The sequence below is a fragment of the Sulfuricurvum kujiense DSM 16994 genome, assembly GCF_000183725.1.
Taxonomy (GTDB): Bacteria; Campylobacterota; Campylobacteria; order Campylobacterales; family Sulfurimonadaceae; genus Sulfuricurvum; species Sulfuricurvum kujiense.
Window position 1 is genome coordinate 538,940 of sequence record NC_014762.1, and the last position, 13,818, is coordinate 552,757.

Sequence of the window (13,818 nt, forward strand, 5' to 3'; positions counted from 1 at the left end):
CCCTTAATTACCATTAATCATATATAGTACTTAAAAATAGCAGCTAAGTTTTAGTATAAAGGGCTAGATATGACCATAAAGCAACAAATCAGTGTCGGTATCGGCTCCATCATTATAATGGTGGTAATCAATGCGGTTATAGGTACTATAAACACTCAAAATGTAAAAGCTCTTATCGATCAAACAGCGGAGGAATCGGTCCCCCAGGCCTTTTTGGCAGCGGACGCAAAATTCCAGACATCCCAAATCCAGCAGTTTGTCAATGATGCGGCTTTGACTCAGGAGAATGACTCTATAAACGAGGCGGAAAAGGCGTATTCAGCTCTTTTGGAGGATATTGCTTCATTTGAAAAAATGTTTAAAGAAGAGGGCGATACCAAAGGGTTGAACGAGGTCAGCGGAATTAAACAGGATGCGACCGATATGCTCGATGCGGGCAAAGAGATGAAAAAAGCTTACGGGCGCAGCGATTCCGAGGGTGATGAGTCAATGAAAAGATTCGATCAACTCACAGCGAAGGTGTCCGATCGGATTGACGCACTTCAGGATTCACAGATGAATGAAGCCAAAGGGAACCTTGCTACGGTCATTGCCAAAGCCCAATCTTCTTCTACGATGACGATCGTTTTAGGGATTTTGTCGGTTACGATCGGATTGGCAGCCGCGTATTTTACGATTTCCATCATTAGCCGTGCAGTACAGACTTTAAACAGCCGCATCCGAATGATGGTCACCAACAAAGATCTCACCCAATATATTCTCCTTGAGGGGAAAAATGAGCTGAGCGAAATCGCCGATGACATAAATGATTTGACACGTACTTTAAGAGAGACATTTGCAACGGCTCAAAATGCGGCGGTTGAGAATGTATCGGTATCGGCCGAACTTTCCACTACCTCATTGTCGATCGGAAAGCAGGCCGAACATGCGTCCGGCATCGTCGAAGAGACAACCGCAAATGCCAATCTGATTAAAATGGAAATGAATTCGGCGCTTTCCCGCACGACTCAGGTAACGGAAATGGCGGTCAATGCGAGAAATAACCTTGAGTCGGCTCAGCGTTCGTTGCGTGAAACCATTGAATCGCTCAACGAAACGGTCGAGATAGAAAACGGTATGAATGAGCGTTTAAATGCACTGACCCAGGAAGCCGATCAGGTTAAGAACGTACTTACCGTCATATCCGATATCGCAGAACAAACCAATCTGCTTGCCCTTAATGCGGCTATCGAAGCGGCACGTGCGGGAGAACACGGACGCGGATTTGCCGTTGTTGCCGATGAAGTGCGAAAACTGGCGGAGAGAACCCAAAAAAGTCTTGTAGAATCGAATGCTACCGTAAACGTAATTGTTCAGTCCATTATGGATATGTCAGAGCAGATGAACCGTAATGCCAAGCAGATGGAGAAACTCTCAACATCAGCCTTGAATGTTGAAGCACAAACAAATATGGCGGTAAATACGTTGATCGAAACCGTAGGCGGTATGAACGATGTTGCCCAAAAAGCGAAAGTCAATACCGAACGAAACGATATGATTATTGATGAAATCAATAAAATCCAAGTGATGTCCACCTCCAATGCCAGAAGTGTTGAAGAGATAGCGTCTGCGGCTGAACATTTGCACAAGGTTTCAGAAAATATGTCTGCGCAAATTTCTGCTTTTAAAATTTAATTGCGACACATAAAAAAGGTGCTTCCCGCAAGATAGAAGCGCTTTTTGAGAGGCTAAATATCATTAGGTTTGGTATAATGTTCCATTATTATTTCTGCGGAGCAAACAGTGGAACAAAAAGAACCTATGACCAAATACGGGTTTCAACGTCTCAGCGATGAGTTGAATACCCTAAAAAATATCGATTTGCCGGCTGTCAATGTCGAAATCGACCGTGCCAAAGAGTACGGAGACCTAAAAGAAAATTCCGAATACCATGCGGCACGCGAAAAGCAGGCATTTATCGGATCTCGAATCGCAGAACTCGGTGAAGTGATTTCTCGAGCTCAGATCGTAGACCCGAGTGAACTCGAACATGCCCGTGTCAGTTTTGGCTCTACGGTGGTGCTGTGTGATTTGGAGAGCGATGAAGAGGTTACCTATACGATCGTCGGAGGGTGCGAAAGCAATCCTGACCGCGGACTGATCTCATTTAACTCTCCTCTGGCAAAACAGCTTTTAGGACGTCAGGAAGGGGATGAATTGAACGCAAAACTCCCCGGCGGTACCAAAAATTTTGAAGTGCTCGAAGTGAAATATCAGGAGATCGTGTTTGAAAGCCATTAATGTCGGCATTATCGGAGTCAGCGGCTATACGGGTTTAGAACTCGTAAAAATGCTCATTTCCCATCCGATTTTCAATCTCGTTTATTGTGCCAATACCGAAGGTGCGACAACAGTGTCCGACCTGCATCCCGCCCTCATGGGCGTATGCGATTTGAATGTCGAAAAAGTCGATATTGAGCGTACGGCACAGCTGTGTGAGCTGGTATTTTTGGCGCTTCCGCATAAAACGGCGATGCAGACGGCCAAAGGGTTATTGGCTAAAGGGCTCAAAGTGGTCGATCTCTCCGCCGACTACCGTTTGAGTCAGGAGAATTACGAAGCGTTTTATTGCGAACACGAAGATTTGGACAATCTCTCCCATGCAGTCTATTCGATCCCTGAACTTCACGGCAAGCGTGCAGAGGGGGCGAAACTGATCGCCAATCCGGGATGCCATGTCACCGCGACATTGATGGCATTGGCTCCGTTTTTGGATCATATCGATTTATCTCAGCCGATATTCGTCGATTCGAAAACCGGGGTGTCGGGTGCGGGAAAATCACCGAGTGCGACGGTTCATTACGTGAGTGTCAACGACAATATAAACTGCTATAACATTATCAAGCACCGCCATGCGACCGAGATTGAACAACACGCTTCGGCACTTTGCGACGGCTCGGTAAAAGTGACGTTCGTCCCCTCACTTGTCCCGATGACGCGGGGAATGCTCGCGTGTGTCTATGCGACACTCAAAGACGATTGCGATCCGCTTGCTCTGATGGAGGCTTTTTACAACGGCAAACCTTTTGTCCGTCTCCGTAAAGCTCCTCCGCATACGAAAATGACGTCTGGAACGAATTTTGCCGACGTGTATGCAACCCGCCACGGCAATGCCCTCGTCGCAATGTGCGCTATCGACAATCTGATGCGCGGTGCGAGTTCGCAGGCATTGGCGAATGCCAATATTATGATGGGACTGGACGAAACGCTCGGAATCCCTCGCATCGCGTATGTCCCTTAAAACGCTTCAAGAGGGGGCGATTCTCATCGCAGATGCCCACTGTGCCCCGTGGCGCACCTCATTCATCGATTTTCTTCATGCCCTCGAATCAGACAAGATAGTGACCCCTCAGCTCATTTTGATGGGGGATATCTTCGATATGCTTTACGGCCCGATACAAAGATCGTATCGCTACAGTACCGAAGGGATCGATCTGCTAAACCGCCTCGGCAAAAAAATTGAGATTATCTATTTAGAGGGAAACCACGATTTCCTCCTCACTGATTTATTCCCGGGTATTACCGTCATCCGTCGAGAAGAGCAGCCTATTGTCATGGATTATGAGGGGAAGAAAGTTGCTTTATCACACGGCGACAGCAGTATGGGATGGGGATATGAACTCTATACGGCGCTGATCCGAAATCCTTTGCTGTTAGCTTTTTTGCGTATGCTGGATACTCTGGGTGGAGGCTTTATCGTAAGTTGGCTGGAAGAGCAGATGAAACGAAAATCGCATTGCCGGAATATTGACGATTTTGAACGTTTGACAGAGCAGCGCCTGAGCGGGTTTAAAAGCGGCTCGGCTGATGTTTTAATCGAGGGTCATTTCCACCAGAACCGAAGCATAAAATTCCCTCAATTTGATTACATTAACGTCGGTGCTTTTGCTTGCAATGAAAGATACTTTACTGTACAATCAAATCAAAATAAGACGTTACTGCGTGAATGCAGTTTTTCGTAAGGAGCCCCTATGAAGGGACAAGGTGATATTTTAAAAGTCGGCAGCAACGAAATGGAGCTCGTCGATTTTCGTATATTTAAACGCGAAGGCGATGAGGTATACGAAGGGATCTATGGGATCAACGTCGCCAAAGTACGTGAAATTATCCGATTTCCGAAATTGACGGAATTGCCGGGAACCCCGCCGTTTATCGAAGGGATATTCGATCTTCGCGGTGTCGTTATTCCGGTCGTCAATTTGGCCAAATGGATGGGTGTCGATGCACCGGACGGGGTCGAGAAAGAGTCTCGGGTCATTATTACCGAATTTAACAACATCCTGATCGGATGCGTCGTGCATGAAGCCAAACGTATCCGCCGTATCAACTGGAAAGATATCGAACCGGCATCCTTCGTATCCGGGGATGGCGGAATGGACAGCTCCAAGATTACAGGAGTTACCCGTATCGAAGACGATGCGGTTCTTTTGATTCTGGATTTGGAAAGCGTCGTTCAGGAACTCGGTTTGTATCAGCCTGCAAGCGGAAAGCTTGAAGACGGCAAATACAATTTCAGCGGTTATGTTCTTCTTCTCGATGACAGTTCTACGGCACGCCGTATTATCAAAGAGGCGCTGGAACAAATGGGCTTTGACGTCATCGAAGCGACAGACGGAGAAAACGGAATGAAAATTCTGGAAGATATGTACGCTAAATACGGTGAGAATATTTCCAGCAAGCTTCGCCTTATCGCTTCGGATATTGAAATGCCGTTGATGGACGGATTCCATTTTGCCGCCAACGTGAAAGCGGATCCGCGATTTAAAATGATACCGATCGTCTTCAATTCGTCTATCAGCGATTATTTTAGCGAACTTCGCGGCAAAGAGGCAGGCGGAGAAGCGTATCTGGTCAAATTTGATTCAAATTTATTTTACGATGAAGTAGCACGTGTCGTTCGTGCACATATTCAATAGGGGATAGGCAATGGATGAATTTCAAGAAATATTACAGGACTTTTTGGTTGAGTCGTTTGAACTGATAGAGCAGCTTGACCAAGACCTGGTCGAATTGGAATCACGACCTGACGATTTGGATTTGCTCAACCGTATTTTCCGGGTAGCCCATACGATTAAAGGGGCAAGTTCATTTTTAAATTTCGATGTATTGACCCATTTGACCCACCATATGGAAAACCTGTTGAATATGGCTCGTCACGGGGATTTGGTCATTGATGCCGATGTCATGGACGTTATCCTCGAATCGATCGATTTGATGAAAGCGCTTCTCGTCCGTATCCGCGACAGCGGTGAAGACTCCGGATTGGAAGTTGAGCCGTGTGTTCTCCGTCTTGATGCGGTAGCGAACGGAACCTCTATACCGAAAAGTGCAGATGCGCCTGCCGCTGCGCCTGAACCTGTCGTTACTACTGCAACTTCGGAAGGGGAAGAGGATTATTCCGGAATGAACGAAGAGGAAGTTGAAGCGGAAATTGAACGTCTGATTGCTTTGCGCCAAGCGGAAGATGCTGCGAAAAGGGCTGCACATGCCGGTGAAACGTCGAGTGCTCAAACGGAAGAAGAGCCTGATTACTCGGGGATGAGCGAAGAGGAAGTCGAAGCGGAAATTGAACGTCTAATCGCTTTGCGCCAAGCGGAAGATGCGGCGAAACGCGCACAAAAAGGGTCAGAACCGGAGGCACCGAAAGCAGAATCTGCCCCTGCCCCTGCTCCGGTAGCGGCTCCCCCTGCAGCTGCACATAAAAGCGAATCGGCTCCTGCGGCTAAAACTGCTGCGCCGGCACCGAAAAAAGTCGAGTCCAAAGACGATGAAAACCGCGGCGGTTCGGCGGTTGAGCAAACTATCCGTGTCGATGTCAAACGACTTGACCATTTGATGAACTTGATCGGTGAACTCGTTCTGGGTAAAAACCGTTTGATCAAAATCAACGATGATGTCGAAGAGCGCTACGAAGGGGAAGCTTTCCTCGAAGAGCTTAACCAGGTCGTATCGATTGTCTCTTTGGTTACGACCGACTTGCAAATCGCCGTTATGAAAACACGTATGCTTCCGATCGGGAAAGTGTTTAACAAATTCCCGCGTATGATTCGCGACCTTTCCCGTGAGCTTAACAAAAAAATTGAGCTTGAAATTACAGGGGAAGAGACGGAACTTGACAAATCGATCGTCGAAGAGATCGGCGATCCGTTAGTACATATCATCCGCAACTCATGCGACCACGGAATCGAGACACCGGAAGCACGTCTTGCAGCCGGTAAAGAAGAGGGCGGAACGATTCAGCTTAAAGCATATCATGAAGGTAACCATATCGTCATCCAGATTATTGATGACGGTAAAGGGCTTGATGCCGAAATGCTCAAACAAAAATCGATCGAAAAGAATATCATTACCGAAAAAGAAGCCGATACTATGTCGGAGAAAGAGGCTTTCGGTCTCATCTTCCGTCCGGGATTCTCAACAGCCGCACAGGTTACCAGCGTTTCGGGCCGCGGTGTGGGGATGGACGTTGTTAAAACGAACATCGAAAAACTTAACGGTATGATCGATATTGACTCGGAAGTGGGTCAAGGTACGTCGATGAAACTCAAAATCCCACTAACCCTGGCGATTATCCAAGCGTTGCTGGTAGGGGTTCAGGAAGAGTATTATGCGATTCCTCTCGCATCGGTTCTTGAAACGGTACGTATCAGCAAAGACGAGATTTATACGGTTGAGAGCCGCTCGGTCATGCGTCTGCGTGACGAAGTCCTCTCTCTCGTCCATATCGGGGACATTTTTGAAGTTGAGCGTGTATTTGACAACAGCGAACACGCGTACGTCGTTGTCCTCGGACTGGCAGAGAGCAAAATCGGACTTATCGTCGATTCATTGGTCGGGCAAGAAGAGATCGTTATTAAATCTTTGGGTGAATATCTTAAAGGGATTGAAGGGATCGCAGGGGCGACTATCCGAGGCGATGGCGGCGTAACGTTGATCGTTGACGTTGCGGCATTGATGCAGATGGCAAAATCGGTCAAATCGACCGTAGGTCAGGAGAGTGCGGAAGCCAAAGGGCGTGGCGGTGCTAAAAATTCACCGACGGATTACTGCGTGATGATTGTCGATGACTCTAAAACCGACCGTACCATCATGCGCAAAGCGCTTGAACCGATGGGGATTACCCTTGTCGAAGCCAACGACGGTGTCGAAGCACTGAATATTCTCAAACAGGGTGAATATAACTTCGACGGTATGCTGGTTGATATCGAAATGCCGAGAATGGACGGATACACTCTGGCAGCCGAGATTAAAAAATACAATAAGTATAAAAATCTCGCACTGATTGCCGTTACGTCACGTACCGGAAAAGCAGACCGTATGCGCGGAGTAGAATCGGGTATGGTGGAATACATCACAAAACCGTATTCGCCGGAATATCTGATGAATGTCGTCAAACGCAATATCAAGTTTAACGAGGGGCTATAACAATGAGCGAAAAACTTCAACAAATTATCAACAAACAGCACAAAACCCTCTCCGGAGATGATGTCAAAATCGATGAAGTGATCCAATTGGTCGGTTTCATCGTGGGAGACGAAGAATTTTCGGTACCCATTTTGAGTATCCAAGAGATCATTAAACCGATTTCATGGACACGTGTTCCTCAAACACCTCCCTATATTTTAGGGGTATTCAATCTGCGCGGATCGGTTATCCCGTTGATCGATTTACGTTCACGTTTCGGTTTGGAGATGCAAAAGCACACCGAAGAGACCCGTTTCATCGTGATGAAAAACAACGATGACGTTGCCGGATTCGTCATTGACCGTCTCACCGAAGCGATACGTTTGCCGAAGAAAGATGTCGGACCGGCGCCGGATACGATTTCTGAGGAAGAGAGTATGATCGACGGCGTCGGTAAACAGGCCGACCGCATCATCACGATTCTCAAAGTCGGAAAACTTTTGGAAAGAAATTTCTGATTTAGAATTCTCTATGCTAATCGGCTAAGTTCCGATTAGCTGCTTTAACACTGCGTTCTCATCTACTGAATTACCAAAACCGTTTGCGATTTTTTTTAATTATGGCACAATACCCTCATGAAAGAAATCCATTATTCCAACCGACGCAAGCAGCTTCTTGAACGTATGGAGCAAGGTGTTGCGATCATTAGCGCAGCGATGCCTGCGCTGCGGTCGAACGATACCGAACACCCCTACCGTCAAAACAGCGATTTTTACTACCTGACCGGCTTTAATGAAAGCAATTCGTTACTGATTTTGATCAAAAACCACAGCGAGACAAAAACGATATTGTATGTGGAAGCGTATGATGAACAATATACGCTATGGAACGGTGCACGCCACGGTATAGAGAAAGCCAAAGAGCGTTTTGATGTCGATGATGTCCGCAACATTAAAGATTTCCCCGATGAAGTCAAAGAACTTTTGCGCGAACATGTGAACCTCTACATCGATCTTTTTGACGATTCGGAGGCCTTGAGCGAAGCCAAACTGGCAGCCAGACTGCTGCGCGAAACGCGCGGTGTCAAACGTCATATCCGCTCCTTCCGTGATATTACCCATCTGATCCGATCACAGCGCCTTATTAAAGCACCTGAAGAGGTTGAGACGATCCGCCGAGCCGTTGCATTGACTGCGGATGCCCATCATGCCGCGATGAAGCGTTCTCATGCCGGGATGAAGGAGTATCAGCTGCAGGCCGAAATGGCGTATGTTTTCGTTAACGGCGGCGGCCATACCGAAGCTTACGGTACGATTGTCGCAGGAGGGAATAATGCCAATACTCTGCACTATGTCGACAATAGCGATGAACTCCGAGACGGAGAGCTGGTACTGATCGATGCGGCGTGTGAGATAGAACTCTATGCGAGCGACATCACCCGCACCTTTCCCGTAAACGGAGTATTCAGCGATGCACAGCGTGAAGTCTACAACGCGGTATTAGAGGTGCAGCTCCGTGTGATCGAGGCTATAGCTCCGGGTGTTAAACGCGATTGGCTCCAAACCTACAGCGAAGAACTGCTTTGTGACGCGTTGATTGCATTGGGCGTATTGAGCGGTGAGCGAAGTGAGTTGATGGAAGCCAAAGAGCATAAGAAATATTCTCCGCACGGGATCGGGCATTGGATGGGGTTGGACGTCCATGATCCGTGTCCGTATGTGGATGAAGCGGGGGAAGCGTTGGCTTTTGAGGCGGGGATGGTGATGACGATCGAACCGGGGCTTTATTTCCGCGCCGATGATGAGAGTGTCCCCGAACGCTACCGCGGCATCGGTATCCGTATCGAGGATAATATCCTCGTCACCGAAAGCGGTTATGAGAACCTCTCGGCGATGATTGCGAAAACAGTCGATGAGATTGAAGCGATGTGTAAGAAGTAAAAATAGCACACAAGTGTGCGTGGGCTTCCTGCCGAAGGAAACTCAGTGTTAACATAGCTAATCGGGGCTTTGCTCCGATAGCGTATAAAATTAGTTATAACTATAACTCCATCCGCTGAGGCCGTCTTTGGCCTCTTTAAACCCTTGTGAATCCCCTAGAAAATCGATGATATGCAGCAAGGTCCACGGAATACTATTGGCTTCGGCATCATCGATAATGTGTTTTGGCATCGGAGTCTTTTGGGAGGTGAGGGCAAACGCGATCCGCTCACGGTTGCTTAGCACATGGCTTGTCGCGGTGATATCCAATTCACGGCAGAATTTTTCCAAAATCAGCGGTTTGACATCTTCGGGGATAACATCGGCGGTATTAAGGATAATGGTGAAATGGATCGGGTGCTCTTCGGGCATCAGAGAAGGGGATGCCATCAGGATATATTCGACCTTCTCCAGAAGGGTTGTGATTTCTCCCGCAGAGAGGTAGCTGTTGACTTTAAGGGGCTGCATTTCCTGCATTAGACTTTTCCTTCGAGTATTTTAGTGATAAGCGACGTCATTCCGATATGGAGATTGTAGTTGGTGATCGGAAAATCGACCCATTCATCGCGCAGATTGACGCTGTAGCCGCTGAGATATTTTCCCAAAATTTCCAGATCGATCGGCGTATACACAGCGCAAAGATCGGAGGATAGTTTGGTACGCACTAATCTCTCCTCTTTATTGCTATGCGTAAGGGTAAATGCAAGCGTCTTAAGGCTAAGCAGATCGCACCAGCGGATAAAAAGAGCCGACGTAAGTTCAGAATGGGGGTTCCCCTCGGGATCAAATAAGAGTTTTTGTTCTCGCAGAGGAATAAGGACGCTCAAAATAGCTTCACAAAACGGGACAGACTTCTGACGCCAAAACGGAGCCTCATCGCTTCGCTCCAATGCCGTGGAGACGGCTCCTAAAATGGCAGACGATTCACCCGATCTGAGCAAAGTATCCATAGTATGCAAAATCATCTACCTCTCCTTTTTTGGGTGTAACTTTAGCCTTTTTTGTATAATACGGGCATTAACGATAGGAGTTTTTGAAATGGATAAAGGATGGATCACTAACGGAGTGTCATTGGGCGTTGTCGGAGCTTCGTATATGGTAGAGGGATCAGCGGGTGCGGCGTTGCGGAGTGCGGGTCTATTCGCCCTCTCCGGTGCCGTAACCAATCAGCTGGCTATTCACATGCTGTTTGAAAAAGTTCCGTTTTTGTACGGCTCGGGGATTATACTCGATCGGTTCGAATCGATACGCGAAGCGATAAAAAACCTAATTATGGAGCAATTCTTTACCCCTGAAAAGATTGAAGCGTTTGTCAAAACACAGGAACGCTCTATCGATTTGACCCCCATCATCCAACAAACCGATTTTACCCCTGCATACGATGCGCTGGTCAAAAGTGTGATGGAATCACCGATGGGGGGGATGATCGGAATGTTCGGCGGTGAAGCGATCATCGGGAAATTAAAAGAGCCCTTTTTGGAGAAGATTAAACTCTCTACGATTGAGATATCTCAGAGTGAATCGTTTATGATGGCGTTGAACGAGCATATGCATCATGAAAGCGGGCACATGACCGATACGATTGGTGAGATTGTAGAATTACGCCTTGCCGAGCTGACCCCGATGATGGTCAAAGAGATGCTTCATACCCTGATAAAAGAGCATTTGGGATGGCTTGTCGTATGGGGAGGCGTCTTCGGAGGTCTTATCGGATTGGCCTCTTATTTTATTATCTAAAAGATTTTATGCAAAAGACTTGACAATAAGTGACTCAAAGTAATATAATTCTTGTAACTCAATTTAGGAGAATTTTATGGCATCTAATATTTTTGAAAAACTTACCCACCAAATGACCGAGATGATCGAGTCCTCGATCTCTCTTGCCTTGCATAACAAAAACAGCGAAGTAGAACCGATCCATTTTTTATGGGCATTGCTGGCAAACAGCAACTCGCCTCTCAATCAGATGCTCAACAAAATGAGCATCGATAAAACCGCTATCGAACTCGATGTGAAAAGTGCGGCATCAAAGCTGCCGAGTGCCTCACACGTTACGAAAGAGAGTATTCGTCTATCGCGGAACTTTGCCCATTCGCTCGAAGTGAGCAGCGGAGAGATGGCGAAAAACGGCGACAGCTTTTTGGCGATTGATACCTATATCATCGCCAATCTCCAAAACGATCCGTTTAAATCGATTTTGGGCAAATACGTCGATTTGCGCGAATTGGCTAAAACGTTTGAAGCTTCCCGAGCGGGGCAAAAGATCGAATCACAAACGGCCGATGAAAATCTCGAATCACTCTCCAAATACGGGATCGATTTGACACGTGAAGCAGCCGATGGGAAACTCTCTCCGGTGATCGGACGGGACGAAGAGATCGGGCGGATGATGCAGATTCTGATCCGTAAAACGAAAAACAATCCGATCCTCCTCGGTGAACCGGGTGTCGGTAAAACGGCTCTCGTTGAGGGATTGGCGCAGCGCATCTATAGCAAAGAGGTACCGCTCAGTCTCCAAAACAAACGGGTTATCGCTTTGGACATGAGCGCATTGATCGCCGGAGCAAAATATCGCGGTGAGTTCGAAGACCGCCTCAAAGCGGTCATCGATGAGGTGAAAAAATCGGCCAACGTCATCCTCTTTATCGATGAGATTCACACCATCGTCGGTGCGGGTGCATCGGAGGGATCGATGGATGCGGCCAATATCCTCAAACCGGCACTGGCGCGGGGAGAATTGCATACGATCGGGGCTACGACTCTCAAAGAGTACCGTAAATATTTCGAGAAAGATGCGGCGTTGCAGCGCCGTTTTCAACCGGTCAATGTGGATGAGCCGAGCGTCAACCAGTCGCTTCAAATCCTTCGCGGACTCAAAGAGCGCCTCGAAGCGCACCATAACGTAACGATCACCGATTCGGCGCTGGTAGCGGCGGCAAAACTCTCCGACCGTTACATCAATGATCGGTTTCTGCCGGACAAAGCGATCGATTTGATCGACGAGGCGGCAGCCGAGCTGAAAATGCAGATCGAATCGGAGCCGAACGCCCTTGCCGCGGTCAAACGCCGCTTAACGCAGCTTCAGGTGGAAAAAGAGGCGCTTAAAATGGAAGAGTCTGTCGCTAACACCAAACGTCTCGAAGAGATAGAGCGTGAATTGGCGGATGCGGGCGAAGAGCGACGAACGCTGGAATCGCAGTTTGCCCATGAAAAAGAGGTGTTCGAGCGGGTCGCCAAGATCAAAGCCGAAATCGAATCCAAACGCCGTGAAGCCGAAAGCGCGAAACAAGCGGCCGATTTTAACAAAGCCGCCGAGATCGAATACGGCCAGATACCGAAACTTTTCGAGGAAGAAAAAGCGCTTCAAGAGAAGTGGAAAGTGATGGTCGCAGAGGGGACGTTGCTTAAAAACAGTGTCGATGAAGCCTCTATCGCGGGAATCGTGAGCCGCTGGACGAAAATTCCGGTGAATAAAATGCTCCAAAGTGAAAAAGAGAAGATTCTCCATATCGAAGATGAACTCAACCGTGATGTTGTGGGGCAGGAGCGTGCAACCCACGCCGTAGCGCGCGCGATCAAACGGAACAAAGCGGGACTCTCTGATAAAAGCCGTCCGATCGGATCGTTCCTGTTCCTCGGACCTACGGGGGTCGGGAAAACGCAGACGGCGAAAACGCTGGCGAAATTCCTCTTTGACAGCAGTGAGTCGATGATCCGTATCGATATGTCCGAATATATGGAGAAACACGCCGTGTCACGCCTCGTCGGTGCCCCTCCGGGGTACGTCGGATTCGATGAGGGGGGACAGCTCACCGAAGCGGTACGCCGCAAGCCGTACAGCGTTATTTTGTTCGATGAGGTGGAAAAAGCCCATCCCGATGTCTTTAACGTATTGCTTCAGGTGCTCGATGACGGGCGTCTGACCGATAACAAAGGGGTCGTGGTCGATTTTACCAACACGATCATCATCTTGACCTCTAATATCGCCAGCGACAAGATCATGGCGCATCACGGCGACCCTAAGTTGGAAGAGATGGTATTGGGTGAACTTAAACAACACTTTAAACCGGAGTTCTTGAACCGTTTGGATGATGTGGTGGTCTTTAATCCGCTGGGTGAAGCGCAAATCCTCAGCATCGTCGATCTGTTTTTCAAAGATATTTCGGCCAAAGTGGAAGAGCGTGATATTACTCTCACCCTCACCGAAAGTGCGAAACGCTATATCGCGCGTGCGGGATTTGATCCGGTCTACGGTGCGCGTCCATTGAAACGGGCATTGTACGAGATCGTCGAAGACCGTCTGGCCGATTTGATTCTCGGCGGAGAAGTGGATGAGGGTTCGTCGGTCACGTTTGATGCAAAAGATGAAGAGATTAATGTAACTGTGGCATAATCC

General features: G+C 48.0%; 12 protein-coding genes. 10 read left to right on the plus strand and 2 right to left on the minus strand.

Features of this window, described 5'->3' with window-relative positions:
- Positions 1-69: 69 nt before the first annotated feature.
- From SULKU_RS15265 to SULKU_RS02880, 8 genes are all read left to right on the plus strand, one after another.
- Complete coding sequence (locus SULKU_RS15265) at positions 70-1,674, plus strand: methyl-accepting chemotaxis protein (protein WP_013459424.1); 1,605 nt, start codon at positions 70-72, stop codon at positions 1,672-1,674.
- 108 nt (positions 1,675-1,782) lie between these two features.
- A complete protein-coding gene (gene greA, locus SULKU_RS02850) occupies positions 1,783-2,280 on the plus strand; it encodes a transcription elongation factor GreA (protein WP_013459425.1) in 498 nt (165 codons plus the stop codon).
- Positions 2,267-3,280: an N-acetyl-gamma-glutamyl-phosphate reductase gene (gene argC / locus SULKU_RS02855; protein WP_013459426.1), complete on the plus strand. Its 1,014-nt coding sequence runs from the start codon at positions 2,267-2,269 to the stop codon at positions 3,278-3,280. The genes greA and argC overlap by 14 nt, the downstream gene beginning before the upstream one ends.
- Positions 3,270-4,001, plus strand: coding sequence for a UDP-2,3-diacylglucosamine diphosphatase (locus tag SULKU_RS02860; protein ID WP_013459427.1), 732 nt, complete (start codon positions 3,270-3,272; stop codon positions 3,999-4,001). The genes argC and SULKU_RS02860 overlap by 11 nt, the downstream gene beginning before the upstream one ends.
- A gap of 9 nt (positions 4,002-4,010) precedes the next feature.
- Positions 4,011-4,955 (plus strand): chemotaxis protein, encoded by a 945-nt coding sequence (locus tag SULKU_RS02865; protein ID WP_013459428.1) that lies wholly within the window; start codon positions 4,011-4,013, stop codon positions 4,953-4,955.
- A gap of 10 nt (positions 4,956-4,965) precedes the next feature.
- On the plus strand, positions 4,966-7,464 hold the full coding sequence (locus SULKU_RS02870) for a hybrid sensor histidine kinase/response regulator (RefSeq protein WP_013459429.1): 2,499 nt from the start codon (positions 4,966-4,968) through the stop codon (positions 7,462-7,464).
- Positions 7,465-7,466: 2 nt separating this feature from the next.
- Positions 7,467-7,961, plus strand: a complete 495-nt coding sequence (locus tag SULKU_RS02875; RefSeq protein WP_013459430.1) for a chemotaxis protein CheW — start codon at positions 7,467-7,469, stop codon at positions 7,959-7,961.
- 117 nt (positions 7,962-8,078) lie between these two features.
- Positions 8,079-9,383 carry an aminopeptidase P N-terminal domain-containing protein gene (locus tag SULKU_RS02880; RefSeq protein WP_013459431.1) on the plus strand — a complete coding sequence of 435 codons (1,305 nt, stop codon included), beginning with the start codon at positions 8,079-8,081 and terminating at the stop codon, positions 9,381-9,383.
- Between the two features lie 90 nt (positions 9,384-9,473).
- Here the strand turns inward: SULKU_RS02880 and SULKU_RS02885 are convergent, their stop codons facing one another.
- The gene (locus SULKU_RS02885; protein ID WP_013459432.1) at positions 9,474-9,899 is read right to left on the minus strand and encodes a hypothetical protein; all 426 of its coding nucleotides are present in this window, start codon (positions 9,897-9,899) and stop codon (positions 9,474-9,476) included.
- Entirely contained in the window at positions 9,899-10,387 is a 489-nt protein-coding gene (locus SULKU_RS02890) for a hypothetical protein (protein WP_013459433.1), read from the minus strand. The genes SULKU_RS02885 and SULKU_RS02890 overlap by 1 nt, the downstream gene beginning before the upstream one ends.
- A 73-nt stretch (positions 10,388-10,460) precedes the next feature.
- On the opposite strand from SULKU_RS02890, the gene SULKU_RS02895 reads away from it, so the two are divergent.
- Positions 10,461-11,159: a DUF445 domain-containing protein gene (locus tag SULKU_RS02895; protein WP_013459434.1), complete on the plus strand. Its 699-nt coding sequence runs from the start codon at positions 10,461-10,463 to the stop codon at positions 11,157-11,159.
- A 76-nt stretch (positions 11,160-11,235) separates the two neighbouring features.
- The gene (locus SULKU_RS02900) at positions 11,236-13,815 is read left to right on the plus strand and encodes an ATP-dependent Clp protease ATP-binding subunit (protein ID WP_013459435.1); all 2,580 of its coding nucleotides are present in this window, start codon (positions 11,236-11,238) and stop codon (positions 13,813-13,815) included.
- Positions 13,816-13,818: the final 3 nt, after the last annotated feature.

What these genes read in the sequence shown, in the direction of transcription:
- SULKU_RS15265 (WP_013459424.1), top strand. Translation starts at nt 70, where the DNA reads ATGACCATAAAGCAACAAATCAGTGTCGGTATCGGCTCCATCATTATA.
- SULKU_RS02860 (WP_013459427.1), top strand. Translation starts at nt 3,270, where the DNA reads ATGTCCCTTAAAACGCTTCAAGAGGGGGCGATTCTCATCGCAGATGCC.
- SULKU_RS02865 (WP_013459428.1), top strand. Translation starts at nt 4,011, where the DNA reads ATGAAGGGACAAGGTGATATTTTAAAAGTCGGCAGCAACGAAATGGAG.
- SULKU_RS02870 (WP_013459429.1), top strand. Translation starts at nt 4,966, where the DNA reads ATGGATGAATTTCAAGAAATATTACAGGACTTTTTGGTTGAGTCGTTT.
- SULKU_RS02875 (WP_013459430.1), top strand. Translation starts at nt 7,467, where the DNA reads ATGAGCGAAAAACTTCAACAAATTATCAACAAACAGCACAAAACCCTC.
- SULKU_RS02880 (WP_013459431.1), top strand. Translation starts at nt 8,079, where the DNA reads ATGAAAGAAATCCATTATTCCAACCGACGCAAGCAGCTTCTTGAACGT.
- SULKU_RS02885 (WP_013459432.1), bottom strand. Translation starts at nt 9,899, where the DNA reads ATGCAGGAAATGCAGCCCCTTAAAGTCAACAGCTACCTCTCTGCGGGA.
- SULKU_RS02890 (WP_013459433.1), bottom strand. Translation starts at nt 10,387, where the DNA reads ATGATTTTGCATACTATGGATACTTTGCTCAGATCGGGTGAATCGTCT.
- SULKU_RS02895 (WP_013459434.1), top strand. Translation starts at nt 10,461, where the DNA reads ATGGATAAAGGATGGATCACTAACGGAGTGTCATTGGGCGTTGTCGGA.
- SULKU_RS02900 (WP_013459435.1), top strand. Translation starts at nt 11,236, where the DNA reads ATGGCATCTAATATTTTTGAAAAACTTACCCACCAAATGACCGAGATG.